Source organism: Hydrogenophaga sp. NH-16, assembly GCF_004006415.1.
GTDB classification, from domain to species: Bacteria; Pseudomonadota; Gammaproteobacteria; order Burkholderiales; family Burkholderiaceae_C; genus Hydrogenophaga; species Hydrogenophaga pseudoflava.
Genome location: NZ_CP029344.1, coordinates 4,420,919 through 4,444,475, shown reverse-complemented (window position 1 = coordinate 4,444,475; position 23,557 = coordinate 4,420,919). Strand labels below are relative to the sequence as shown.

The 23,557-nt window shown below is 64.0% G+C and carries 24 protein-coding genes and 1 tRNA gene; 4 read left to right on the top strand and 21 right to left on the bottom strand.

Annotation, left to right across the window (positions count from 1 at the left end):
* Positions 1 to 22 precede the first annotated feature (22 nt).
* The 8 genes from DD542_RS21425 to DD542_RS21390 form a co-directional block, all read right to left on the bottom strand.
* Entirely contained in the window at positions 23 to 475 is a 453-nt protein-coding gene (locus DD542_RS21425) for a hypothetical protein (protein WP_127807003.1), read from the bottom strand.
* Positions 476 to 492: 17 nt separating this feature from the next.
* On the bottom strand, positions 493 to 1,542 hold the full coding sequence (virB11, locus tag DD542_RS21420) for a P-type DNA transfer ATPase VirB11 (RefSeq protein ID WP_066151792.1): 1,050 nt from the start codon (positions 1,540 to 1,542) through the stop codon (positions 493 to 495).
* A gap of 18 nt (positions 1,543 to 1,560) precedes the next feature.
* Positions 1,561 to 2,637 (bottom strand): TrbI/VirB10 family protein, encoded by a 1,077-nt coding sequence (locus DD542_RS21415; RefSeq protein WP_164868452.1) that lies wholly within the window; start codon positions 2,635 to 2,637, stop codon positions 1,561 to 1,563.
* A gap of 2 nt (positions 2,638 to 2,639) precedes the next feature.
* Positions 2,640 to 3,392, bottom strand: a complete 753-nt coding sequence (locus tag DD542_RS21410) for a TrbG/VirB9 family P-type conjugative transfer protein (protein ID WP_127807001.1) — start codon at positions 3,390 to 3,392, stop codon at positions 2,640 to 2,642.
* 241 nt (positions 3,393 to 3,633) lie between these two features.
* On the bottom strand, positions 3,634 to 4,287 hold the full coding sequence (locus DD542_RS21405) for a lytic transglycosylase domain-containing protein (RefSeq protein ID WP_127807000.1): 654 nt from the start codon (positions 4,285 to 4,287) through the stop codon (positions 3,634 to 3,636).
* Between the two features lie 158 nt (positions 4,288 to 4,445).
* Positions 4,446 to 5,288 carry a dihydropteroate synthase gene (gene folP, locus DD542_RS21400; RefSeq protein WP_127806999.1) on the bottom strand — a complete coding sequence of 281 codons (843 nt, stop codon included), beginning with the start codon at positions 5,286 to 5,288 and terminating at the stop codon, positions 4,446 to 4,448.
* A gap of 70 nt (positions 5,289 to 5,358) precedes the next feature.
* Complete coding sequence (ftsH, locus tag DD542_RS21395) at positions 5,359 to 7,275, bottom strand: ATP-dependent zinc metalloprotease FtsH (protein ID WP_127806998.1); 1,917 nt, start codon at positions 7,273 to 7,275, stop codon at positions 5,359 to 5,361.
* 116 nt (positions 7,276 to 7,391) lie between these two features.
* Positions 7,392 to 8,063 (bottom strand): RlmE family RNA methyltransferase, encoded by a 672-nt coding sequence (locus DD542_RS21390; protein WP_079365892.1) that lies wholly within the window; start codon positions 8,061 to 8,063, stop codon positions 7,392 to 7,394.
* Between the two features lie 54 nt (positions 8,064 to 8,117).
* Between DD542_RS21390 and DD542_RS21385 the strand changes: the two genes are divergently transcribed.
* The 3 genes from DD542_RS21385 to DD542_RS21375 all read left to right on the top strand — a co-directional run bounded on the left by DD542_RS21385 (position 8,118) and on the right by DD542_RS21375 (position 11,435).
* Positions 8,118 to 8,588, top strand: a complete 471-nt coding sequence (locus DD542_RS21385) for a YhbY family RNA-binding protein (protein WP_066151374.1) — start codon at positions 8,118 to 8,120, stop codon at positions 8,586 to 8,588.
* Between the two features lie 66 nt (positions 8,589 to 8,654).
* Positions 8,655 to 10,736: a M3 family metallopeptidase gene (locus DD542_RS21380; RefSeq protein ID WP_127806997.1), complete on the top strand. Its 2,082-nt coding sequence runs from the start codon at positions 8,655 to 8,657 to the stop codon at positions 10,734 to 10,736.
* Positions 10,737 to 10,772: 36 nt separating this feature from the next.
* Complete coding sequence (locus DD542_RS21375) at positions 10,773 to 11,435, top strand: glutaredoxin family protein (protein WP_206610698.1); 663 nt, start codon at positions 10,773 to 10,775, stop codon at positions 11,433 to 11,435.
* A gap of 34 nt (positions 11,436 to 11,469) precedes the next feature.
* Here the strand turns inward: DD542_RS21375 and rpiA are convergent, their stop codons facing one another.
* Positions 11,470 to 12,141, bottom strand: coding sequence for a ribose-5-phosphate isomerase RpiA (gene rpiA, locus DD542_RS21370; RefSeq protein WP_127806996.1), 672 nt, complete (start codon positions 12,139 to 12,141; stop codon positions 11,470 to 11,472).
* A gap of 40 nt (positions 12,142 to 12,181) precedes the next feature.
* Between rpiA and DD542_RS21365 the strand changes: the two genes are divergently transcribed.
* Positions 12,182 to 13,261, top strand: coding sequence for a quinone-dependent dihydroorotate dehydrogenase (locus tag DD542_RS21365; RefSeq protein WP_079365689.1), 1,080 nt, complete (start codon positions 12,182 to 12,184; stop codon positions 13,259 to 13,261).
* On the opposite strand, the gene DD542_RS21360 is transcribed toward DD542_RS21365, so the two are convergent.
* The 12 genes from DD542_RS21360 to DD542_RS21305 form a co-directional block, all read right to left on the bottom strand.
* Entirely contained in the window at positions 13,262 to 14,374 is a 1,113-nt protein-coding gene (locus tag DD542_RS21360) for an NAD(P)/FAD-dependent oxidoreductase (RefSeq protein WP_127806995.1), read from the bottom strand.
* 60 nt (positions 14,375 to 14,434) lie between these two features.
* Positions 14,435 to 14,509: transfer RNA gene (locus tag DD542_RS21355), tRNA-Val, on the bottom strand.
* Between the two features lie 91 nt (positions 14,510 to 14,600).
* Positions 14,601 to 15,317, bottom strand: a complete 717-nt coding sequence (gene dnaQ, locus DD542_RS21350) for a DNA polymerase III subunit epsilon (protein WP_174545228.1) — start codon at positions 15,315 to 15,317, stop codon at positions 14,601 to 14,603.
* Positions 15,317 to 15,655, bottom strand: a complete 339-nt coding sequence (gene fdx / locus DD542_RS21345; protein ID WP_066151390.1) for an ISC system 2Fe-2S type ferredoxin — start codon at positions 15,653 to 15,655, stop codon at positions 15,317 to 15,319. The genes dnaQ and fdx overlap by 1 nt, the downstream gene beginning before the upstream one ends.
* A 4-nt stretch (positions 15,656 to 15,659) precedes the next feature.
* Entirely contained in the window at positions 15,660 to 17,531 is a 1,872-nt protein-coding gene (hscA, locus tag DD542_RS21340; protein ID WP_127806994.1) for a Fe-S protein assembly chaperone HscA, read from the bottom strand.
* Positions 17,532 to 17,572: 41 nt separating this feature from the next.
* Positions 17,573 to 18,091: a Fe-S protein assembly co-chaperone HscB gene (hscB, locus tag DD542_RS21335; RefSeq protein ID WP_066151397.1), complete on the bottom strand. Its 519-nt coding sequence runs from the start codon at positions 18,089 to 18,091 to the stop codon at positions 17,573 to 17,575.
* An 8-nt stretch (positions 18,092 to 18,099) separates the two neighbouring features.
* Positions 18,100 to 18,423, bottom strand: a complete 324-nt coding sequence (iscA, locus tag DD542_RS21330) for an iron-sulfur cluster assembly protein IscA (RefSeq protein ID WP_066151399.1) — start codon at positions 18,421 to 18,423, stop codon at positions 18,100 to 18,102.
* 8 nt (positions 18,424 to 18,431) lie between these two features.
* Complete coding sequence (iscU, locus tag DD542_RS21325) at positions 18,432 to 18,818, bottom strand: Fe-S cluster assembly scaffold IscU (RefSeq protein WP_066151401.1); 387 nt, start codon at positions 18,816 to 18,818, stop codon at positions 18,432 to 18,434.
* Between the two features lie 12 nt (positions 18,819 to 18,830).
* The gene (locus tag DD542_RS21320; protein WP_127806993.1) at positions 18,831 to 20,048 is read right to left on the bottom strand and encodes an IscS subfamily cysteine desulfurase; all 1,218 of its coding nucleotides are present in this window, start codon (positions 20,046 to 20,048) and stop codon (positions 18,831 to 18,833) included.
* Positions 20,049 to 20,153: 105 nt separating this feature from the next.
* On the bottom strand, positions 20,154 to 20,690 hold the full coding sequence (iscR, locus tag DD542_RS21315; protein WP_066151405.1) for a Fe-S cluster assembly transcriptional regulator IscR: 537 nt from the start codon (positions 20,688 to 20,690) through the stop codon (positions 20,154 to 20,156).
* Between the two features lie 174 nt (positions 20,691 to 20,864).
* Positions 20,865 to 22,775 (bottom strand): ATP-binding protein, encoded by a 1,911-nt coding sequence (locus DD542_RS21310; RefSeq protein ID WP_127806992.1) that lies wholly within the window; start codon positions 22,773 to 22,775, stop codon positions 20,865 to 20,867.
* Positions 22,772 to 23,467 carry a response regulator transcription factor gene (locus DD542_RS21305; protein WP_164868451.1) on the bottom strand — a complete coding sequence of 232 codons (696 nt, stop codon included), beginning with the start codon at positions 23,465 to 23,467 and terminating at the stop codon, positions 22,772 to 22,774. Before DD542_RS21305 ends, DD542_RS21310 begins: the two co-directional genes overlap by 4 nt.
* Between the last annotated feature and the right edge of the window lie 90 nt (positions 23,468 to 23,557).

Genomic DNA, 23,557 nt, shown 5'->3' with positions numbered 1-23,557 from the left:
CACTCCCTTGTTTTCACAGACCTCAGTAGCCGCAGCGCGCAAACACCGCTGTGTCGACGGGTTCATCCAGTGCGTCGGCGCCCCGGCGGCGGGACCAGAGCAGCTCGTCCTGTCGCAGCTCGAAGACATAGGTCTCCAGCGTTTTGGGCTTGTCGTAGGGCGGCATATCGACCAGGGCCTGCATGCGCCAGGTGTTGACGCGGCGAGGCTGTACATCGGTCACGAAGTACATGGTGGTCTGGGTGTTCTCCGCCCACTGCTGCAGTTGGCGTTCGTCGATCACCAGCGCCCCCGGATCGGGCTCCACCGGTTTGCGCCCGAGGTAGGCGGCGCACTTGGCGGCCCCCTCCTCGTTCTTCAGGAACCACAGCCCCCGCATGTCGACCGGGGTGATGCCCGGCGTCGGCGTGGCGGCCTGCGCCGCCATGGCACAAAGCGCGACAAAGGCCGCCGCCACAACCTGACGATGTTTCATGTTGTCCTCCTTGAATGTCATGACTCCAGCGCGAGCTTGCGCTGGGGATCGAAGTCGATGCCAGTGATGTAGCGCTGGCCGGCATGGGCCTTGATGTGCACCACGATGTCGATGGTGAGCATCAGCAACCGCTTGATCTCGTCGAAGTCCAGGCCTGAGCCCTCAGGCGAGGCCTTGACCATCAGCGCCATCTGGTCCCAGGTCTGGCTCGTGCTGCCGGCATGGCAGCTGGTGATCGAACCCGGGTGGCCGGAGGCGCAGTTGCGGATGTAGTAGAACGATTCGTCGCCCCGGATTTCGGCCAGGATGATGCGGTCGGGCTTCATCCGCAGGCAGGCCTCCATGCAGCCCTTGGCCGTGACATTGGCCGTGCCCTGCCCGCCCCGCGAATAGATCAGGTGCACGCGGTTGGGCTGCTCGATGAACAGCTCCCGCGCGTCCTCGATCGTGATGAGCCGCTCGTCCTCCGGTATGTGCGTCACCAGCGACTTCATGAAGGTCGTCTTGCCGCTGCCGGTGGCACCCGACACGACGATGTTCTTCTTGTAGAACACGGCCTTGCTGAAGAAGTCGTGGTAGTTGCGGGACCGCTTGAGCGCCAGCAGTTCTTCGTCCATCTCGCTGACGCTGTCGGTGCCCTCCAGAATCCGGGCAAAAAAGCCGTCCTCCTGGTACTGGTTGAGCGTCTTGGTGTAACGCGAGGGCAGGCGGATGGTGATCGAGACGTGATCCGCCGGCACCGCGGGCGGCAGCACGAACTGCGCGCGCTGCCCGGTGGGAAAGGTCAGCGACACCACCGGGTCCACCGCGGTGATGCGCTGGCCGGTCTTGCTCTCGTTGACCACCGTGGTGCAGAACTGGCGCGCACGGTCGAAGGTCAGCCCGGGCACATCGATGCGCTCCCAGCCCCTGACCGTCTCCAGAAACACCTCTCCTGGGCGGTTGATGCAGATCTCGGTGACGCGCGGATCGCCCAGGAACGGGGTGATGCCCAGCACGTGGTACTGGTACTCCAGAAACTCGGTGGAGATGTTCGCGATCTGTTCCGCGCCGCCACTCTCTGACATGTCAGACACCACCACCGTTCAGCGCATCGCGCTCGAGAAATCCACGTCCCGGGCGGTGAAGATGTTGATCACCGTGCCGTTGAGCACCGTCACCGTCGCCTTGCGGTTGGCCGAACGGGCCAGCATGTCGGTGGCGGCCTTCTTGGCCGTGGCCGCAGTGGCCGACTCCCAGGGATCGATGGACACCACGCCCACACCGCCGGCCCCCGTCACCGTCGTGCTGCCGCGAATGTTGTGTTCGTTCGCGAACCTCTGAGCCCCGGCATCGATGCCATCGGCCAGCAGGCTGACCAGCATGGCTGCGCCAATGCGCTCACCCCAGTGACCGTCGTAGTGACCGGGCACCCCGGCCCCACCGAGCGCGTCCGTGCCGTTGCTGTCGATCCGCACATCCAGACCCGTGGTGGTGAGCACGCGGGTCCAGACGATGCCGATCCGGTCGTAGTTCTCGTCGGCGTACTTGTACTCGCCTGTGACCTTCGACCCCTTGTCGATCAGCAACCGGCGCCCGTTGACCGAGTAGATGGGCTCGGTGACGATGCACGAGGTCATGCCAGGCAGGGTCGACACGATCTTGGTTTCCAGCGAGCAGCGGATGTACGTTCCACGGGTCAGCGTGAAGTCGGCATTGGCCAGGGCCTCGACCGCACCGCGCTTGACCGACGAGTACTCGTCCTCGAACAACTGGTTCTTCTTGCCCTTGTCCTGGGTCGCGACCAGGTTGTTCTCGCTCGCCATGCGCCGCTGCATCAGATCGTCCTTGGGCGCCTGGGCCTCGGCCAGCTGGGGCATCTCCGTAGGCAGTGACGGCACATCCGCCTTGGCCACCACTTCGGCAGGCGGCGGCGGTGGCAGCAGGTTGAGCTTCGGCTTGTTCGGCACGGTGACCTCTTCATAGGTCACCTGCTTCTTCTTGTCGTCGTCGGCCGAGAACGCATTGCTCGCAACCCACAGGGTCATGCCAATGGTGGCCAGCGACACCAGAACGATGTACGCCACCGCCGTCTTGTTCACGCCGCGCGACAGGCCCGCCGACAGCTTGGGCATGTTGTCGGACAGCACCGGGCCCTGTCCGCCGCCTTGGGGAAATTGCATGCTCATTGGTTCCTCCTGAGTCCCACCACGTCATTGCCCAGCCGCATCACCAGAAACGGATAGACGCCCAGCACCACCATCACGTTCTTCTCGCTCTTGGTGTTCACCAGAAATTCCTCGCCATTGCGTTCATTGCGCCCGAACACGGCGGGGAAGTTCGCCATCGGCGGCAGGTGGATGTAGGTGAACTGACCGTTGTCGTAGACCCGGGTGGGCACGATGGTCGACACGTCGCTGACCGCCGAATAGTCGTAGTTCAGGTGGTAGTTGCTCTGCGAGTTCAGAGCAGCCGCCGATGGCGACAGCACCGCATTGGCGGCGGCCAGCGGGCTGGCCTTGTCCGGCTCTTCATTGCCATAGACAAAGCGGATCTTGTAGAACACGCCCGCGTTCTTGGCCTCCTCCAACGTCTTCCACTTGGTGGCCGACACGCGCAGGTCCAGCAGGTACGAACGCATGTTGGTGCGGATGTACATGTTGGTGTCCACATCCACGTTCTTCGGTCGGATGTAGAAGATGTTGTCGCGCCGCACCAGCTCCCAGCCGTCGCTGAAACCGGTGCCGAAATCCTTCACCTGCTCCTGGGCGCTGATCTCGATCTGGGTGGCGATGCCAAGCCCAGTGTTCACGCGCACCACCTGGTCGCGCTGATACGGCACTTCGCGCACCTCCTGTGCGCCGGCGCTGCCCGCCCAGAGGCTGGCCGTGAGCGCCAGAACCGCCAAGGCGCTGAAGTTTCGCAATCGATGGGTCATGCTCGTCTACTCCCTGTCATTTCAGATTCAATGTGGGCGCAACCACCTTGTTGCACCCGTGTAGCGGTAGGCTCTGGCCCCTATTGACCTGGTGTGTTGATTCATCATCACAACTGAGCCAGTGATCACGTCGAATACTGAGCCACTGGGTTGATGGATGTTCTGGCTACTCGATAGAGCGGCAACGTGGCTCAGATTTCAACGTGAACACGTCCCGAAATGGCCCAGCTTTGGAAATGAATCAACACTCGGCAAGCAGCTGTGTTTTTCCCGCAACAGGTAGCTTCGAGGAAGAGATATGCCGACGTACCGGATAGGACTCTGGGTACGCAGAAGCCGTTCGCAGCAGCAATCCATCAAGACGCAGAACTTTTCCGATAGTTCTTAGAGGCAGTTGCTCGTCGCTGACACGCCGACGCTGGACGCCTTCGCGTGGAATAACGCGTATAGCCACGGGCAGGCTTGAGTCCTTGGCTAGCACTCCCTTGGACATGGAAGCGAACACCTTCTGCACATATCCGTGCTGAAAGCCCGTAGTGAAGTTGCCCGAGTAGTAACAACTGAACGCCTTGCCCCAGTCCTGGGCACGGTCGTAGCACTCTCGAAGGATGCGGGAACCCGCTTGCAGGTTAGGGCAGACTTCGAACGCTTGTTCGTAGGTCTTGAGGCCGTATTTCGCCAGGTTGTAGCGATTGACCTGAGAGATGCCTACGGAAAAGTTGTAGCCCTCTTCCTTGAGCTGGCGCACGGTGGCCAGCGCTTCTTCAAGGTTCTTGGGCTGGCGCGCCAGATACCCGCCCACCACCCCGATGGCGAACGGATTGCGCGATGACTCCACGTGCACGACGTGTTGCATCACCTCCCTGGGTACCGCGAGATCCGGACAATCCAGCATGACAGCTGCGCGGGCCGGCGAGCCCAGCCACGCTGTGTCGCGCTTAGGCCGGACCTGCTGCCACTTCCTCCTGAATATATTTTTGGCAGGTCGGGATTGTAACTTGCGTACTAGTTGGCTTCACCCCCAAAGCGGAGGATACACACTTTGTTGCGAATTTAGGCTGTGTTCGCTGGTACACCTATGGCCAACCATACGGCCAGTCCATCCACCGTGTCCCGAACATCGTGTACACGAACCACTGAAGCACCACGCTCCACCGCGAGTACAGCCGCCACCACACTGGAGGAAACACGCTCGACAGGAGTCGGTCGTCCAGTGACTGCACCGAGCGATGACTTACGCGACCAACCGACAAGCCACGGATATGGCTGTTGACTCAATACGGACTGATTTGCCAGAAGTTCAAAGTTCTGCTGCACCGACTTGCCAAAACCAATGCCGGGATCAAGCACGATTCGTCCTCGCTGCACCCCCCTGAGCTCCAGTGCAGAAGCCCGATCACTTAGAAATTTCCCCACAGGAGTCAGCACGCTGCCACCCATGGGCGCCACCTGCATGGTCTGTGGGTCCCGGTGCATGTGCATCAGGCACACACCACAGCGCGGATGGCCGGACACAACGCTTTCGGCACCCTCGCGGCGCAGGGCCCATATGTCGTTCACGATGTCGGCACCGAGGTCCAGCACAGATTGCATGACTTCCGGCTTGTAGGTGTCCACGGACACCGGTACCCCCAGCTTCACCGCTTCCCGCACGACAGGAATGACCCGTTCGAGCTCGGCCTCCAGAGGAACTGCTGGGCTGCCCGGCCGGGTCGACTCCCCTCCGATGTCGAGGATGTGAGCTCCCTCCTTGAGCACCTGCTCGCAATGCCTCAGTGCCGAAGAGGTGCTGTCGTGCTGTCCCCCATCGGAAAATGAGTCAGGGGTCACGTTAATGATGGCCATGACCTTGGGCACATCCAGGTCGATGACGAAGCGGGAGGTGATCCACTGCATTGAAGGCTCGCTGAACGAAAACGGGGCCCAAGGGGCCCCGCAGAAAGAACAAATTGGCAGGTGACGTGGTTCAGGCGGCTGTCGGCGCCGTATCCGTCGCCACGGCAGGCGTCCCGCCGCTGCCACCACCGCCTGCCGAAGGTGTGCGAGGCGTCCAGTCCTTGGGCGGACGAGGGGGCTTGCCCGCCATGATGTCATCGATCTGGTCGGCATCGATGGTTTCCCACTCCAGCAAGGCCGTCGCCATCGCGTGCATCTTGTCGCTGTGCTCCTCGATCAGGTTACGCGCCAGCTTGTACTGCTGATCAATGATGCGACGAACCTCGGCGTCCACCTTCTGCATGGTCTGCTCACTCATGTTGGTGGTCTTGGTGACCGAACGGCCCAGGAACACCTCGCCCTCGTTTTCAGCGTAGACCATCGGGCCCAACGCGTCGGTCATGCCGTAGCGCATCACCATGTCGCGGGCGATTGAGGTGGCACGCTCGAAGTCGTTGGAAGCGCCCGTGGTCATCTGGTTCATGAACACCTCCTCCGCGATGCGGCCACCGAACAGCATGCTGATCTGGTTCAGCATGTAGTCCTTGTCGTAGCTGTAGCGGTCCTGCGCCGGCAGGCTCATGGTCACACCCAGTGCCCGGCCGCGCGGAATGATCGTGACCTTGTGCACCGGATCGCACTTGGGCAGCAGCTTGCCAATCAGGGCATGCCCAGCTTCGTGATAAGCCGTGTTCTTGCGCTCCTCCTCGGGCATCACCATGCTCTTGCGCTCGGGACCCATGAATATCTTGTCCTTGGCCTTCTCGAAGTCCTGCATCTCGACCACGCGCGCGTTGCGGCGGGCGGCCATCAGGGCGGCCTCGTTGCACAGGTTGGCCAAGTCGGCACCACTCATGCCGGGCGTCCCGCGGGCGATCACGCTGGCGTTCACGTCGGTGCCCAACGGCACCTTGCGCATGTGCACGTTCAGGATCTGCTCGCGACCACGGATGTCGGGCAGCGTCACGTAGACCTGCCGGTCGAAACGCCCCGGGCGCAACAGGGCGGCGTCCAGAATGTCCGGGCGGTTGGTGGCGGCCACCACGATCACGCCCAGGTTGGTTTCAAAGCCGTCCATCTCGACCAGCATCTGGTTCAGGGTCTGCTCTCGTTCATCGTTGCCCCCCCCCAGACCGGCACCTCGCTGGCGACCGACCGCATCGATTTCGTCGATGAAGATGATGCAGGGCGCGTTCTTCTTGGCGTTCTCGAACATGTCGCGCACACGGGCCGCACCCACGCCAACAAACATCTCCACGAAATCCGAACCCGAGATGCTGAAAAACGGCACCTTGGCTTCGCCGGCAATGCCCTTGGCCAGCAGTGTCTTGCCGGTGCCCGGAGGACCGACCAGCAATAGGCCGCGCGGAATGCGGCCGCCAAGCTTCTGGAATTTCTGAGGGTCCTTCAGGAAGTCAACGACCTCCTTGACCTCTTCCTTGGCTTCGTCGCAACCGGCGACGTCGGCAAAGGTCACAGTGTTGTTGTTTTCGTCGAGCATGCGGGCCTTGCTTTTGCCGAAGCTGAAGGCGCCACCCTTGCCACCGCCCTGCATCTGGCGCATGAAGTAGATCCACACGCCGATCAGCAGCAGCATCGGCCCCCAACTCACCAGCAGGGTCATCAGCAGCGAGCCCTCTTCGCGCGGACGCACGTCGAACTTGACATTGTTGTTGATCAGGTCACCCACCAGACCGCGGTCGAGATAAGTGGCCGTGGTGCGGATGCGCCGGTCATCGTGCGTGACCGCCACGATTTCGGTACCGCCCTGGCCCTCCTGGATGGTGGCCTGCTTGATCTGCTGTGCTTTCACCTGATCCAGGAACTCGGAGTAGCCGACGTAACCGGCTCCGGCCGTCGCGCGGCCATCGAATTGCTTGAAGACGGTGAAAAGCACCATGGCGATCACCATCCACACGGCAATCTTCGAGAACCACTGGTTGTTCAAGGTCGGCTCCTGACTAGAACGGATACTGGCATGTTGAGGCCATTTTAGGTGTTTCAAGCCACGAGGGACTTGACATTTGGGGAGGCAACGCCAATGAAATGGTTAGTATTTATTGATCAGCTCGGGCTTTTGAGACCCATGCCCACCAAAAAGGTTTCAGAGGATTTGTCCCTCGACGCCTTGGGCTTGAAGGTCTTTACCACTTTGAACGTCTTTCGGAACAGGGCCACCAGAGGGTCGTAGGCCCCACCGTGAAACAGCTTGGCCACCAAGGCACCATCTGGCTTGAGGTGCTGACTGGCGAAGTCCACTGCAAGGCCCACCAGATCCTCAATGCGCGCGGCGTCGGCCGACCCGATGCCAGAGAGATTCGGCGCCATATCGGACACCACGACATCGACTGCCTTCACCCCACGGTCGGCCAGCGCCTGCTCCAGCGCGGCCAGTACTTCGCGCTCGCGAAAGTCGCCCTGGATGAAGTGCACGCCTTCGACGGGTTCCATTGGCAGCAGGTCCAGCGCGATGATCTGTCCGTGCAACTCGCCGACAGCGGCGCCGCCCGGGCTCAGGCGCCGCCGCACATACTGACTCCAGGCGCCGGGCGCCGAACCCAGATCGACCACCACGTCACCCGGACGTATCAGCCCCAGGGTTTCGTCGATCTCCTTGAGCTTGTAGGCCGCCCGCGCACGGTAACCCTCTTTCTGGGCCAGACGCACATACGGATCGTTGACGTGCTCGTTCAGCCACGCCTTGTTGACCTTCTTGCTCTGAGTCTTGACTTTCATGCCCATGGCGAAACCGGGGCTGTGAGCCGCCGCTATGTAAACGATAATTGTCCCATGCCCCAGATCCAACTCACGCCCGCACAGCGCAAGGTGCACCGCGCCGAGGCGCACCATCTCGATCCCGTCGTTCTTGTTGGCGGAGACGGACTGACCGCCGCCGTCAAAAAGGAGGTGGACGCAGCGCTCAAGGCCCACGGCCTGATCAAGATCCGTGTGTTCAGCGACGACCGCCCATCCCGCGAGGCCATGCTCCAGACGCTGGCCGACGAGCTGGAAGCAGCCCCCATTCAGCACATCGGCAAGTTGCTGGTGCTGTGGCGCCCGGTTCCGGAGAAGCAGAAAGTGGCCGATGAAGACCGCATGCCCGGGCCACGCGATGTGAAGGTGCTCAAGTTCAGCAAGCGCGGAGGCCAGAAGCCCGAAGTCAAGGTGGTTCGGGTGCTGGGCAACCAGCGGCTGACCCCCGGCGGCCAGGTCAAGCGCGCCAAGGTGCTCAAGAAGAGCATCAAGAAAAGCGCCCGCTGAGCCGGTGTCCCGGGTTCCAGCCGCCCAGGCCATTGAACTTTCTGTCCCGAGCCCCTACTGAGTTGCATGAACACCGTCGCTGACAACCCCCTGCTCGATTTCTCCGCACTGCCCCTGTTCGATGCCATCGCCCCTTCCCACGTAGCGCCCGCCATTGTTGCCCTGTTGAAAGAAGCCGATGCCGCCCTGGAGAACGTCACGGCGCCGGAGTTTCCTGCGGACTGGAGCGCCTTGTCTGCCCGGCTCGACGTGTCCACCGAGCGACTGTCGCGCGCCTGGGGTGCAGTCGGACACCTCAACAGCGTGGCCGACACACCCGAGTTGCGGGCTGCCTACAACGAAGCGCTGCCCCGCGTGACGGAATTCTGGACGCGGCTGGGTGCCGACGAGCGTCTGTATGCCAAGTACAAGGCCATGGACGTCTCCCTGTTGAACCCTGAGCAGGCACAGGCCCACCGCAACGCCATGCGTGGATTCGTTCTGGGCGGTGCCGAGTTGCAAGGAGAGGCCAAGCAGCGGTTCGCCTGGCTGCAGGAACGACAGGCCGAACTCGCCCAGAAGTTCAGCGAAAACGCACTGGACGCCACCGACTCGTTTAGTCTGTACGTGTCACCGGAAGACCTCGAAGGGGTGCCGGCGGATGTGCAGCAGGCCACGCGCGCGGCAGCCCAGGCAGACGGCCAGGCCGGTCACAAACTCACCCTCAAGATGCCCTGCTACCTGCCTGTGATGCAGTTTGCCCGCAGCAGCGCTTTGCGGGAAAAGCTCTACCGCGCCTACGTGACGCGCGCCAGCGATCAGGCCGAGGGCGACGCCACCCGCTTCGACAACACGACCATCATGGCCGAGCTGCTGGCGCTGCGCCACGAGGAGGCCCAGTTGCTGGGACATCGCCACTTCGCCGATGTCTCACTGGTGCCTAAGATGGCGGAATCGCCCGAACAGGTGATCGGTTTCCTGCGCGACCTGGCCCGCAAGGCCCGCCCGTACGCCGAGCAGGATGTGAAGGATTTGCGGGAGTTCGCCGCCCAGGAACTGGGGATCAGCGATCCGCAGCCCTGGGACTGGCCCTACATCGGCGAAAAGCTCAAGGAAGCCCGTTACGCCTTCAGCGACCAGGAGATCAAGCCCTACTTCACCGCGCCCAAGGTGCTGGCGGGCCTTTTCCAGATCGTCGAAACCTTGTTCGAGGTGAGCATCCGCCGGGACATCGCCCCGGTCTGGCACCCGCTGGTGGAGTTCTACCGCATCGAACGCCGGACTGCGACCGGACCCGAACTTGTCGGCCAGTTCTACCTCGACCCCGCGGCCCGCAACGGCAAACGCGGTGGCGCCTGGATGGACGATGTGCGGGCCCGCTGGTTGCGGCCCGACGACGGCAGCGTGCAGACGCCCGTGGCGCACCTGGTCTGCAACTTCGCCGAGGGCGTCGAGGTCAATGGAGTCCGGCAGCCCCCCCTGCTCACGCACGACGACGTGATCACCTTGTTCCACGAGTTCGGTCACGGCCTTCACCACATGCTCACGCGTGTCAACGAACGCGACGTGTCTGGCATCAGCGGTGTCGAATGGGACGCGGTCGAACTGCCCAGCCAGTTCATGGAGAATTTCTGCTGGGAATGGGACGTTCTCAAGCACATGACGTCGCACGTGGACACCGGTGCACCCCTTCCGCGCGAGCTGTTCGACAAGATGCTAGCGGCCAAAAACTTCCAGAGCGGGCTGCAGACGCTGCGCCAAGTCGAGTTCTCCCTGTTCGACATGCTGCTGCACAGCCAGCCTGCCCCCGTGTCAAGCGGCGAGGACATCCTGGCGCTGCTGTCGCAGGTCCGCGATGAGGTCGCGGTGCTGCAGCCACCGCCCTACAGCCGCACGCCGCACACCTTCAGCCACATCTTTGCAGGCGGCTATTCCGCTGGGTACTACAGCTACAAGTGGGCGGAGGTGCTCTCGGCCGACGCCTACGCGGCCTTCGAGGAAGCTGCGCGCGCCAGTGGTCACAGCACGCTGGACGTAGCCACGGGCCGCCGCTACCGTGAAACCATTCTCGAGGCGGGAGGAAGCCGCCCGGCCATGGAGTCGTTCAAGGCCTTCCGCGGCCGCGAACCCGGCCTGGATGCGCTGCTGCGCCACCAGGGCATGGCCTGACCCGCCTTCATCCGATCTCTTCCGAGGACAAACGACATGCGCTCCTTCTGCCGCCACTCGATCTTCTCTGTATCGAAGCTCGCTCCTGCAGTCGCACTCGCAGGCATGCTGGTCGCTCCGCCTGCTTCTGCCCAAGGCGTCTACCGGATCGTGGGGCCTGATGGCAAAGTCACCTATTCCGACCAGCCACCACCGGCTGCGACCAACGCCCGTCCAGTCGACGGGGCCAGCTCAGCGGGATCGGCCGCACCCACGCTGCCGGCTGAGGTTCGTCAGGCAGCGAGCCGCTATCCCGTGACCCTCTACACCGGCGCCGACTGCTCGCCCTGCGACAGTGGCCGCAACTTCCTGAGCACGCGGGGCATTCCCTTTGCTGAAAAAACCGTCAACAGCAGCGACGACGTGGCCGCCTTCAAGCGACTGAGCGGCGCCACCAGCCTGCCGCTGCTGACCGTCGGAGGACAACAGCTCAAGGGCTATTCGGCCACCGAGTGGGGCCAGTACCTGGATGCGGCCGGCTACCCGAAAAAGTCGGTGCTGCCCCCCAGCTACCGTCGCGAAGCAGCCACCCCGCTGGTCGAGGCCAAACCGGCTGCGGCGCCCGCCACCAGAACGCCCGCCGGTCAACCCGCTGCCGATACACCCGCGGAAGTCCCGGTGACGCCTCCAGCCAGCAATCCCAGCGGCATCCGCTTCTGAGAAACCGGGGACAGTCGCCCTCCGGCCCCTCTGATCAGAACGTCAGCGTGCGCACCCCGCCCGGGGTACCGAGCAGGCACACGCTGGCTTTCTGGTGGGCAAACACCCCCACGGTCACGACGCCAGGCCACTGGTTGACCTCGCTCTCGAAAGCCAGCGGATCGCTGATCTTCAAACCGGTGACATCCAGGATGTGCTGACCGTTGTCGGTCACCAGGGGCTGGCCATCCTTGATGCGCAGCCTGGCGGAACCGCCCAGCCCGTCAAACTGGCGAGCCAGACGGGCAGCCGCCATCGGAATCACCTCGACCGGCAGCGGGAAAGCCCCCAGCACCGGCACCATCTTGGACTCGTCGGCGATGCAGACGAAACGCCTGGACATGGCGGCCACGATCTTCTCGCGCGTCAGTGCGGCGCCGCCGCCCTTGACCATGTAGCCTCTTGCATCGATCTCGTCGGCACCATCGATGTAGACCGAAAGCCCCTCGACTGCGGACGCCTCCAGCACAGGAATGCCCAGCGCCTTGAGGCGGGCGGTCGAAGCTTCCGAACTGGACACTGCCCCGGGAATGTTGTCTTTGATGGCGGCCAGGGCATCAATGAACTTATTGACGGTGGAGCCGGTGCCGACACCCACCACTTCGCCCGGGGTCACGTACTGAAGGGCTGCCTGGCCGACCAGGGCTTTGAGTTCGTCTTGGGTCATTTGAGAGAATCAGGGTTTACGCGAATTTGTTGATTATCCGATGTCACTTCTGCCCTACGCGCTCACCCGCCCGCTTCTCTTCGGTCTGGACCCTGAAACTGCGCACGAGTTGACACTCGACAACATCGCGCGCTTCCAGCACTCGCCCCTGAGCTGCCTCTGGAGCGAGTCGCGCATTGACGACCCGGTGATGGTGGCCGGCCTGAGGTTCCCGAACCGTGTGGGTCTGGCCGCCGGGCTGGACAAGAACGCACGCTGCATCGACGGGCTGTCGGCCATGGGCTTCGGCTTTGTGGAGGTCGGCACCGTCACCCCCAAGGGCCAGCCGGGCAACCCCAGGCCGCGCTTGTTCCGCATCCCCGAACGCAACGCGCTGATCAACCGGCTGGGCTTCAACAACGAAGGACTGATTGCCTTTGTGACCAATGTGCAGAAAGCGCGGTTTCGCAGCAAGGGCGGCCCATCGCCCATGCTGCTGGGCCTGAACATTGGCAAGAACGCCGCCACCCCCATCGAGCAGGCCACCAGCGACTACCTGACCTGCCTCGATGGCGTGTACCCGCACGCCGATTACGTGACGGTCAACATCTCCAGCCCCAACACCAAGAACCTGCGCAGCCTGCAAAGCGACGAAGCCCTGGATGCCTTGCTGGGCGCGGTCATGGAACGGCGCGAGCTGCTCGCACAGCGCTACGGCAAACAGGCACCGGTTTTCCTGAAGATTGCGCCCGATCTGGACGAAACGCAGATCGGGGTGATCGCAGCCACCCTTCTGCGCTATGGCAGCGACACCGCAGGTCAGCCCAACCAGCGGCTGGGCGTGATCGCGACCAACACCACGCTCAGCCGCGATGCGGTGGCGGGATTGGCCCATGCCGAAGAGGCTGGCGGGCTCTCGGGAGCGCCGGTGCTGGCGGCCAGCAACAGGGTCATCCGGTTGCTGCGCGGTTCGCTGGGCAAGGGGTTTCCCATCATCGGTGTGGGCGGCGTGCTCAGCGGCGACGATGCCGTCAGCAAGGTGCGGGCGGGCGCGGATCTGGTGCAGATCTACACCGGTCTGATCTACAAGGGGTCTGCCCTGGTGCGCGAGGCCGCGCAAGCCCTCAAGGAAGCCCGCTGATCAGCGCAACAGGCTGACCACCCGCTCGGCAATCGCCAGGCAGCTGGTCAGGCCCGGCGACTCGATACCGAACAGGTTGACCAGGCCGGGCAGGCCATGCACAGCCGACCCGTCGATGCGGAAATCGGCCGCCGGCTCGTCGGGTCCGCTGATCTTGGGGCGCATGCCCGCGTAGCCCGGCTGGAGGACACCGTCCGGCAGTTCGGGCCAGTATTTGCGCACCTCGGCATAAAAGGCATCGCCTCGCGCCGGGTCCACCACCAGATCCTCAGGATCGTCGGTCCACTGAACGTCGGGACCGAACTTCGCCTGCCCGCCCAGGTCGATGGTGAGGTGGACGCCCAGCCCGGCCAGGTGTTGCGCCGGCTCGGGCGCCGGGTAGATCAATCGCTCGAACGGTGAACGCCCGGCCGCGAGCGTGAAGTAGTTGCCTTTGGCGTACCTCGCGCGAGGCACATGCACGCGGTCCAGCCCGGTCGTCCGCGACGCCACGGCACAGGCGTCGAGACCAGCGGCATTCACCACCGTTGTCGCCTGAAGTTCTGTGCCATCGGCGGTCCGGACCACGAACTGCCCACCGGTCGCAGCGACTTCGTCAACGACGCAGTGACAGACCACCATACCACCCGCATTTTCCAGATCGCCTTGCAGCGCGAGCATCAACCCGTGGCTGTCGACAATGCCCGTAGAGGGCGACAGCAAGGCCGCCGCACAGTGCAGGCGACTCTCCAGCGCGCGGGCTTCGTCGGCGCCGAGCAACACAAGATCGTCCACACCGTTGGCGCGCGCCCTGGCCATGATGTCCGGCAAACCGGCGACCTGAGAAGGCGTATGGGCAACGATCAGCTTGCCGCAACGGCGATGGGCAATGCCTCGCTCCAAGCTGTATGCGTACAGCTGCGCACGTCCCCGCACGCACAGTTGCGCCTTGAGCGAGCCTGTCGGGTAGTAGATCCCGGCATGGATGACTTCGCTGTTGCGAGAGCTTGTGCCCATGCCGATACCCGCTTCACGCTCGAGCACCAGCACCTCGCGCCCGGACAGCGCCAGCGCCCGGGCCACCGCCAGCCCAACCACGCCAGCGCCGATCACCAACACATCCACCTGGTCCATGGCCCGTCTCCATCGGCTGCCAAAAAGAAAAAGCCCCGAGCGTTCGCTCGGGGCTTTGACTGGTGGGCGGTGCAGGGTTCGAACCTGCGACCCCTGCCGTGTGAAGGCAGTGCTCTACCACTGAGCTAACCGCCCGAAAATCTTGCCTGACTTGTCATCAGATCCGATTGTTCGGAAGCCTCGCATTATAGCCTGATATTTTCCCTTTTCCGACGACCGCCCAAAATCAGACAGCGGGAGCGAGTTGGCGCCACAGGGTTTTGCCTTTGCAGGCCTTGTCGATATCCGCGAGCACGGCGTCATGGGCAGCCGCTTCCTGCTCGTTGGCGGTCAGCACCGGCAGCTCCAAGCGGCTCAGGTCGACCTGCACCAGCTCTTCCCCAAGGCTCACCTCGGTCGGAATGCCCTCTTCAACAATCAGGGCATCCTGGCCCCGAGTCATGTTGATGTAGACATCGGCCAGCAGTTCGGCATCGAGCAAGGCCCCGTGCAGCGTGCGGCTGGAGTTGTCCACGCCCAGGCGGTCGCACAACGCATCCAGGCCATTGCGCTTGCCCGGAAACATCTCCTTGGCCATCACCAGGGTGTCGATCACCCCGTCGATGTAGGCCTTGATCGGCTTGCGGCCCAGCCGCTCCAGCTCCTTGTTGAGGAAGGAGATGTCGAACGGCGCGTTGTGGATGATCAGCTCGGCGCCAGAGAGGTAGTCCAGGATCTCGTCGGCCAGTTGCGCGAACTTGGGCTTGTCACGCAAAAACTCGTTGCTGATGCCGTGCACCTTGAGCGCGTCCTCGTGGCTGTCGCGCTCGGGGTTGATGTAGTGGTGCAGGTTGTTGCCGGTGAGTTTGCGATTGAGCAGCTCGACACAGCCGATCTCGATGATGCGATCACCGTTCTCCGCCGACAGGCCGGTGGTTTCGGTGTCGAGAACGATCTGTCTCATCAGTGGTTCTCTTTGGCGTGGTTGATCGAGTACTTCGGAATCTCGATCGTCACATCCTGCTGCGCCAGGATGGCCTGGCAGGACAGGCGGGAGTTGGGCTCCAGACCCCAGGCGCGGTCGAGCAGATCTTCTTCGGCTTCATCGAGCTCGCCCAGGCTGTTGAAGCCTTCGCGCACCACCACGTGGCAGGTGGTGCAAGCGCAGCTCATGTCGCAGGCGTGCTCGATCTTGATGTCGTTGTCCAGCAGCGCTTCGCAGATCGACGTGCCGGGGGGCGCGCTGACGCTGGCGCCCTGCGGGCAGTACTCGGGGTGCGGGAGGATCTTGATCGTGGGCATGGGTTCAGACTTCTTCGACTTTGCGGCCGGCCAGCGCTTGCTGGATGCCTCGGTTCATGCGCTGGGCCGCAAAGGCTTCGGTGCCCTTGGCCAGCGCCTGCGTGGCGGCTTCGATGTCGGCGGCGCTGCCGTCGGCCGAAACTGCCGCCAGCGTATTGATCAGGGTGTCGATGGCATCGCGTTCAGCCACGTCCAGCAGGTCGCCATCGGCGGCGAGCGCGCTGCGGGTGGCGGCGATCATGCGGTCGGCATCCACGCGCGCCTCAACCAGCGCCCGCGCAGCCATGTCCTGTTGGGCGGTGTTGAAGCTGTCCTGCAGCATGGCAGCGATCTGTTCGTCCGACAGGCCGTAGGCCGGCTTGACGTCGATCTTCGCCTCGACACCACTGCCCTGCTCTTTCGCACTGACCGACAGCAGGCCATCGGCATCGACGGTGAAGGTCACGCGGATGCGCGCCGCACCGGCCGCCATGGGCGGGATGCCGCGCAGCGTGAAGCGCGCCAGGCTTCGGCAGTCGGCCACCAGATCGCGCTCGCCCTGCACCACGTGCAGCGCCAGCGCGGTCTGACCATCCTGGTAGGTGGTGAAGTCCTGGGCACGGGCGGTGGGAATGGTGCTGTTGCGCGGCACGATGCGTTCGACCAGCCCACCCATGGTCTCGATGCCCAGCGACAGCGGGATCACATCCAGCAGCAGCAGGTCACCGTCCTGGCTGTTGCCGGCCAGCGCGTTGGCCTGGATGGCGGCACCCAGCGCCACCACCTCGTCCGGGTTGAGGTTGGTCAGCGGCTCGCGGCCGAAGAACTCGCCCACAGCGCGGCGGATCACCGGCATGCGGGTCGAGCCGCCGACCATGACCACGCCCTGCACCTCGTCCCGGGTCACGCCCGCGTCGCGAAGCACCTTGCGCACAGCGGTCATGGTGCGGGCCGTCAGCTCTGCGGTGCAGGCTTCGAAATCTTCTTGCCGCACGGCCTGTTCGACAGCGATCCCTTCAATCTCGGCGCGGAAGATCACTTCGGCATGCGCCGAGAGCTGCTCCTTCACGCGCCGAGCCTCGCGATGCAATGCGGCGCGTTCGGCCGCATCCGCCACGGGGCCGAGGCCGGCCTGCTGCAGCACCCAGGAGGCCAGCGCCTGGTCATAGTCGTCACCACCGAGAGCCGAATCACCACCGGTGGCCATGACCTCGAACACGCCGCGTGTCAGTCGCAAGATGGAGATGTCAAAGGTGCCGCCACCCAGGTCGTAGATGGCGTAGACGCCCTCGCTGCCGTTGTCCAGTCCGTAAGCAATGGCGGCAGCGGTCGGTTCGTTGATCAGCCGCAGCACATTGATGCCGGCGAGCTGGGCCGCGTCCTTGGTGGCCTGGCGTTGGGCGTCGTCGAAGTACGCCGGCACGGTGATCACCGCGCCGAACAGTTCGTCGTCGAAGCTGTCCTCGGCGCGGAACCGCAGCGTGGCGAGGATCTCCGCGCTCACCTCCATCGGGGTCTTGCGCCCGGCCACGGTCTCGACCACGGCCATGCCGTTGTCGTCGACCACGGCGTAGGACAGCTTGTCCACGTCGACCACCTGATCGCGGCGACGGCCCATCAGTCGCTTGACCGAACTGACCGTGTTGGCCGGATCACCAATTTGCGCGGCCAGCGCATCAAACCCGATCTGACGCCCTGCACCTCCGGTTTGAGGGTCGAGGTAGCGCACCACGCTGGGCAGGATGACTCGGCCATCCAGCGCGGGCAGGCATTCGGCCACGCCATGCCGGACCGCTGCGACCAGCGAGTGTGTGGTGCCCAGGTCAATGCCCACCGCCACACGTCGCTGGTGCGGGTCGAGGGACTGACCGGGCTCGGAGATCTGCAGGAGTGCCATGGACGGAAGAGAAAAAACGGGAATGAAACCAGCGCAACCCGCTATTGTCCCAGCTGTTCGAGACGGCTCTCGACGTCGCGCGCAAAACGCTCAATGAACATGAGGGCTCTGACCTGCCCGGCCAGTGCGGGCCAGTCGTGCTGCACGTCGGCGGTCTGCTGCAGTTGCGCCAGCATGCGCTTTCGTGCAGAGGCCACCTCATCGGCGAGATCCTCGACCACAGCGGCAGAAGCCGCCTCTTCCAGCGCTTCACGCCATTCCATCTGCTGCATGAGAAAGGCAGGAGGCATGGCGGTGTTGTTCTCCGCCTGGACGGGAGCCCCGTGCAACTCGCACAGGTAGGCCGCGCGCTGCAGCGGGTCCTTCAGGCGCTGGTAAGCCTCGTTGATGCGCACAGACCACTGCATCGCCTGCCGCTGGGTCTGGGCGTCGGCCGCAGCGTGCCGGTCGGGGTGCACCTCGCGCTGCAAGGCCTTCCAGCGTTCGTCCAGAACGGCGCGGTCCAGTGAGTAGGCCGGTGGAAGCTCAAAGAGTTCGAAGTCGTTGGATTGCAGGTTCATTTCCGGGACTAGACCCGGAAACTTTCACCGCAGCCGCAGCGGTCGCGCTCGTTCGGGTTGTGGAACTTGAAGCCTTCGTTCAGGCCCTCGCGCACGAAGTCCAGCTGCGTGCCATCAATGTAAGGCATGCTCTTGGGGTCCACCAGCACCTTGACGCCGTTTTCCTCGAACACCACGTCCTCTGGAGCGATCTCGTCGGCGTACTCCAGCTTGTAGGCCAGGCCAGAACAACCGGTGGTCTTGACGCCCAGGCGCACGCCCACGCCCTTGCCCCGTTTGGCGAGGTAACGGGTGACGTGACGGGCCGCGGCTTCAGAAATCGTGACGGACATGGCGGGACTCAGTTCGCGTGCTTCTTGCGGTAGTCGTCCACCGCGGCCTTGATGGCGTCTTCGGCCAGGATGGAGCAGTGGATCTTGACCGGCGGCAGGGCCAGTTCTTCGGCGATTTCGCTGTTCTTCAGCGCAGCCGCCTCGTCCAGCGTCTTGCCCTTGACCCACTCCGTCACCAGAGAACTCGACGCGATGGCCGAACCGCAGCCGTAGGTCTTGAAGCGTGCGTCTTCGATCACGCCCGTCTGCGGGTTCACCTTGATCTGCAGCTTCATCACGTCGCCGCAGGCAGGTGCGCCCACCATGCCGGTACCGACGGATTCATCACCCTTGTCGAAAGAGCCGACGTTGCGGGGGTTTTCGTAGTGGTCAACGACTTTTTCAGAATAGGCCATGGTTGTTCTCCTTCAGTGCGCTGCCCACTGGATGGTGGACAGATCGACGCCATCCTTGAACATTTCCCAAAGGGGGGAGAGTTCACGGAGCTTGGCGACGTTTTCCTTGATGGTGGCGATCGCGTAGTCGATCTCTTCTTCGGTGGTCCAGCGGCCAATGGTCATGCGCAGGCTGCTGTGGGCCAGCTCGTCGCTGCGGCCCAGGGCCCGCAGCACGTAGCTGGGCTCCAGGCTGGCCGAGGTGCAGGCCGAACCCGACGACACCGCCAGACCCTTGATACCCATGATCAGCGATTCGCCCTCGACGTAGTTGAAGCTCATGTTCAGGTTGTGGGGCACGCGCTGCGTCTCGTGGCCATTGATGAACACCTCCTCGATGTCCTTCAGGCCGGCGACCATGCGGTCGTGCAGCGCGCGGATGCGCACGCTCTCGGCGTGCATCTCTTCTTTGGCAATGCGGTAGGCCTCGCCCATGCCCACGCACTGGTGGGTGGGCAAGGTGCCCGAGCGCATGCCGCGCTCGTGGCCACCACCGTGCATCTGCGCCTCGATGCGGATGCGCGGCTTGCGCCGCACGTACAGCGCGCCAATGCCCTTGGGACCGTAGGTCTTGTGGCTGGTCAGGCTCATCAGGTCCACCGGCAGAGTCTGCAGGTCAATGTCCACCCGGCCGGTGGCCTGCGCCGCGTCCACGTGAAAGATCACGCCCTTCTCGCGGCAGATGGTGCCGATGGCGGCGATGTCCTGGATCACTCCGATTTCGTTGTTCACGAACATGACCGAGGCCAGGATGGTGTCCGGGCGGATTGCGGCCTTGAAGGCCTCCAGGTCCAGCAGGCCATCGGCCTGGACATCCATGTAGGTCACCTCGAAGCCTTGGCGCTCCAGCTCGCGGCAGGTGTCCAGCACGGCCTTGTGCTCGGTTTTGACCGTGATCAGGTGCTTGCCCTTGGTCTTGTAGAAGTGCGCGGCGCCTTTGAGGGCGAGGTTGTTGGACTCGGTGGCGCCCGAAGTCCAGACGATCTCGCGCGGATCGGCGTTGATCAGCGCCGCCACCTGCTCGCGGGCGGTTTCGACAGCCTTTTCGGCTTCCCAGCCCCAGGCGTGGCTGCGTGAGGCCGGGTTGCCGAAGTGCTCGCGCAACCAGGGAATCATCGCGTCCACCACCCGAGGGTCGCAGGGGTTGGTGGCGCTGTAGTCCATGTAGATCGGGAAATGCGGCGTGCTCATGGCGGCAGATTTTCAGTAATTTGGAATTGTGGGACCAGAAGGATGCCCGCCCCGAATGGGTGGGCATGCCAAAGGCGAGGCCGGTGCAAGCACCAGCCGTGCTCGTCATTTGGAGAGTGCGGCGCCTCCGAGCGCGAACACCGAGTTCGGCGCGTTGACGCGAATCGGCTTGACCACCGGGGCGCTGGAAATCGCGCGCTTGATCATGGGGGCATTCTCGACCACCACGCCCTTGGCGATCTGTTCGTCCACAAGCGACTGCAGCGAGACCGAATCGAGGAAGTCGACCATTCTGGCGTTCAGCTGAGCCCACAGCTCGTGCGTCATGCAGCGGTTGCCCTCACCCAGGCAGTTTTCCTTGCCACCGCACTGGGTGGCGTCGATGGGTTCGTCCACCGACACGATGATGTCGGCGACCGTGATCTCTGCTGCCTTCCGGCCCAGCGTGTAGCCGCCGCCAGGGCCGCGGGTGGACTCCACCAGCTCGTGGCGGCGCAGTTTGCCAAACAACTGCTCGAGGTAGGACAGCGAAATCTGCTGGCGCTGGCTGATGGCGGCCAGCGTGACGGGGCCATTGTTCTGGCGCAGGGCCAGGTCGATCATGGCGGTGACCGCGAAGCGGCCTTTGGTCGTGAGGCGCATGGGGTGCTCCTGAATCGTGAGGTTTGGCTGCCGTTGTAGAACCGGGCGGACGTCTTGAGACACCCACTCGACCGCTTCTCCACCCACCCCAGCCACCCGGGGTGGCTGCAACGTCAACTTGGTATCCGACTGTTTTTATCGAGTATACACCAATAGCCAAGTGTTTCTCTCGGGTTACCCGCTGCCCGCCGGGTCGTGCCGCTGCAGAGGGAAGAGGAAGCGCACGCACGTCCCGGGCGCGACCTCCTCAAACGACACCAGCACACCGAGTTCGGCCGCTCGCAGCCGGATGTTGCCCATCCCGCGCCCGCCCCCGCCAGACAAACCGCCGTCAAGGCTGCCCAGTCCAACGCCATCGTCGGACACACACAGCTCGACCTGCCCGCCCAGGTCCCGTGTGCTCACCGTGACCCGCCCGGCCTGCGCGTGCTTGAGCACGTTCGCAAAAACCTCCTGCAGACAACGGAACACATGCAACACGCCCCGGGCCTCCAGCCCTGGAATCGGTGACACCTCCTGCACCTGCCAGACCAACTCCACCCCGGCCGCCACCATCGCCGGCGCAATGCGCTGGCGCAAGGTGCCCAGGATGGTGGGTAGGTCGCCGTCCATGGGTTCGAGGGAATCCAGGGTCATGCGCAGATCTTCCAGCGCATGGTGGAGCATGGCCGCCATCGCCGCGGTGTCGACCTGGGGTCCGCCGCCACGGACCACGTTGAGCGCCTGCACCAGTTGGCTGCCCAGGCCATCGTGCATGTCGCGCGTGAGGCGGCGGCGCTCGGCCTCCAGCACACGCTGGCTCTCCACGTGGCGCAAACGCTCGAACAGCCGCTGCAACTCGACCTCTCTCTCCCCCACCTTGCGCGAGAGTTCGGTGTTGAGCAGCCGAACCTGCTCCATGGCCGCCGACACCCGGCGCACCATCACCCAGCCCAGGGCGTACATCAGCATCAGCGACCCCACCGTCATCCAGCGGATGTCGGCATCGCCAGGAAAACCCATGTTCACAACGGCAAAGTCGCGCACGCCAGTGGCCATGGTGGCAGCACCAAACACGATGGTGAGCCGCTGGTTGGCATCGAGCCCCCAGCGCGCCCGGTGGAACAGCTTCACGAGGGCCACCGCCGAGGTCAGTGTGATCACAGCCATCCAGATCCAGTACATGGCGTAGCTGTCGACGTACACCGTGACCGCCAGCCAGAACGGGCCGAGCCACAACAGTCCATTGACAAAGCTGCGGATCAGCCCCTGCCGGTAGTCGAACAGGTCCCACATGAAGAGATACAAAAACCCGCAGTAGGCCGTGAACGAGAGCTTCTGCACGTAGTACCAGACCTCGAAGGACATCGGCGGCGTTTCCAGCGGCGACAGCCCCAGCCGCACCGCCCATGCGAAGGTGGCCGCCGCCAGCAGGCCAAACAGCCGTTCGCGGGTGTTCAGCCACAGGAGCAGCGCCATCAGGCCGAGCATCAGCGACACGGCGGCCACCATCCAGGTCACGTACACCTGCCACCACATCAGGTCAGCATGGCGCTGGACCAGCGCATCGGCCCGGCCGATCTGCACCTGCGACAGCCCGCTCTTGCGCAGCGGCTGGCCTCGCACCTCGATTTCGATGTGGTTGTCGACGGGTTCGGCCGCCAGCCAGGCGCGCGGCAGATGCACGATCTGGGGCACGAGGGACGTGTCCACAAAACCCTCGTACGACCAGAAACGGTCGGCCACCTCCTGCCCGTTGAGCCAGACCCGGTACCGGGCCCCGACCCGCGGCAGCAGCATGGCCAACGGAGCCTGGTCGCCTCCGCTGTAGGACAAGCCGGCAGGCCACGGCAACCGGTACCGCGCTTCGCCTTCCCAGCGGGGCAACTGGTCATCCCAGACATGGGGCAGCGCCACCTCCGACACCTGCAACACGCCGGCCTGCCGGTGCTCCACCAGGGCCTGCCGGACCACCAGGGCGCCCTCCACCGGGGTGGTGCGCGACACCCAGGCCAGACCGGCAATGCCCACCGCCAGCAGCATGCCCGCCCACCAGTAGGCCGGCGTCGCCAGCAGCCGCCGGGTCAGCGCCCCCGCCCAGCTCACAGCAGACCTCGTTCCTGCGCGGCGCGGACCACCTGGACCCGGCTGTGAACCGCCAGCTTGCGGTAGAGGTTCTTGATGTGCGAGCCCACCGTGGCGGGCGATATGAACAGCCGCTGGGCGATTTCCTTGTTGACGTAGCCCTGTGCGACCAGCCGGAGCACCTCGGTCTCCCGGTCCGAGAGCAGAACTTCCTGCAACTCCTGGGCCGCGGTCGGCATCTCTTGCACCCAGCGGAACTGACGCAGCAGCATGCGCGCCAGCAAGGGCGAGATCGGCGCACCGCCGGCCCGGATCTGTTCGATGGCGGTGACCAGTTCCTCTGGTGTGCAGCCTTTGAGCACATAGCCGGTCGCCCCGGCCTGCAGCGCGGCCACGAGGCGGGACTCATCGCCAAACACGGTGAATACCAGCAGTTCGGCGTCAGGATGTTCGACGGCGAGCCAGTGCAGCAGATCCTCACCCCGCCCATCGGGCAGGCCAAGATCGACCAGAAACACATTGGCGTTGGCATGCAGCGCGTGTTCCAGCGCGTGGCGGCGGCTCACCGACACGCCAACCAGTTGCCACTGTGGCCGGGACAACAAGGCCTGCTGGACGAAGTGCTGGATGGCGGGATCGTCTTCGATCAGGTAAATGCGCGTTTCATCGTCCATCTGTGCGGACTGCTGCGACCCTCGCGATGCGGTGTTCATGCGTGAACGAAAGGTGTTGTTGTGAGCGCCCCCCGGCATCTGCATGCCGCCCCCTTCGCGGCGCCCCGGCCGGTATTGTGCGGCAGCTGC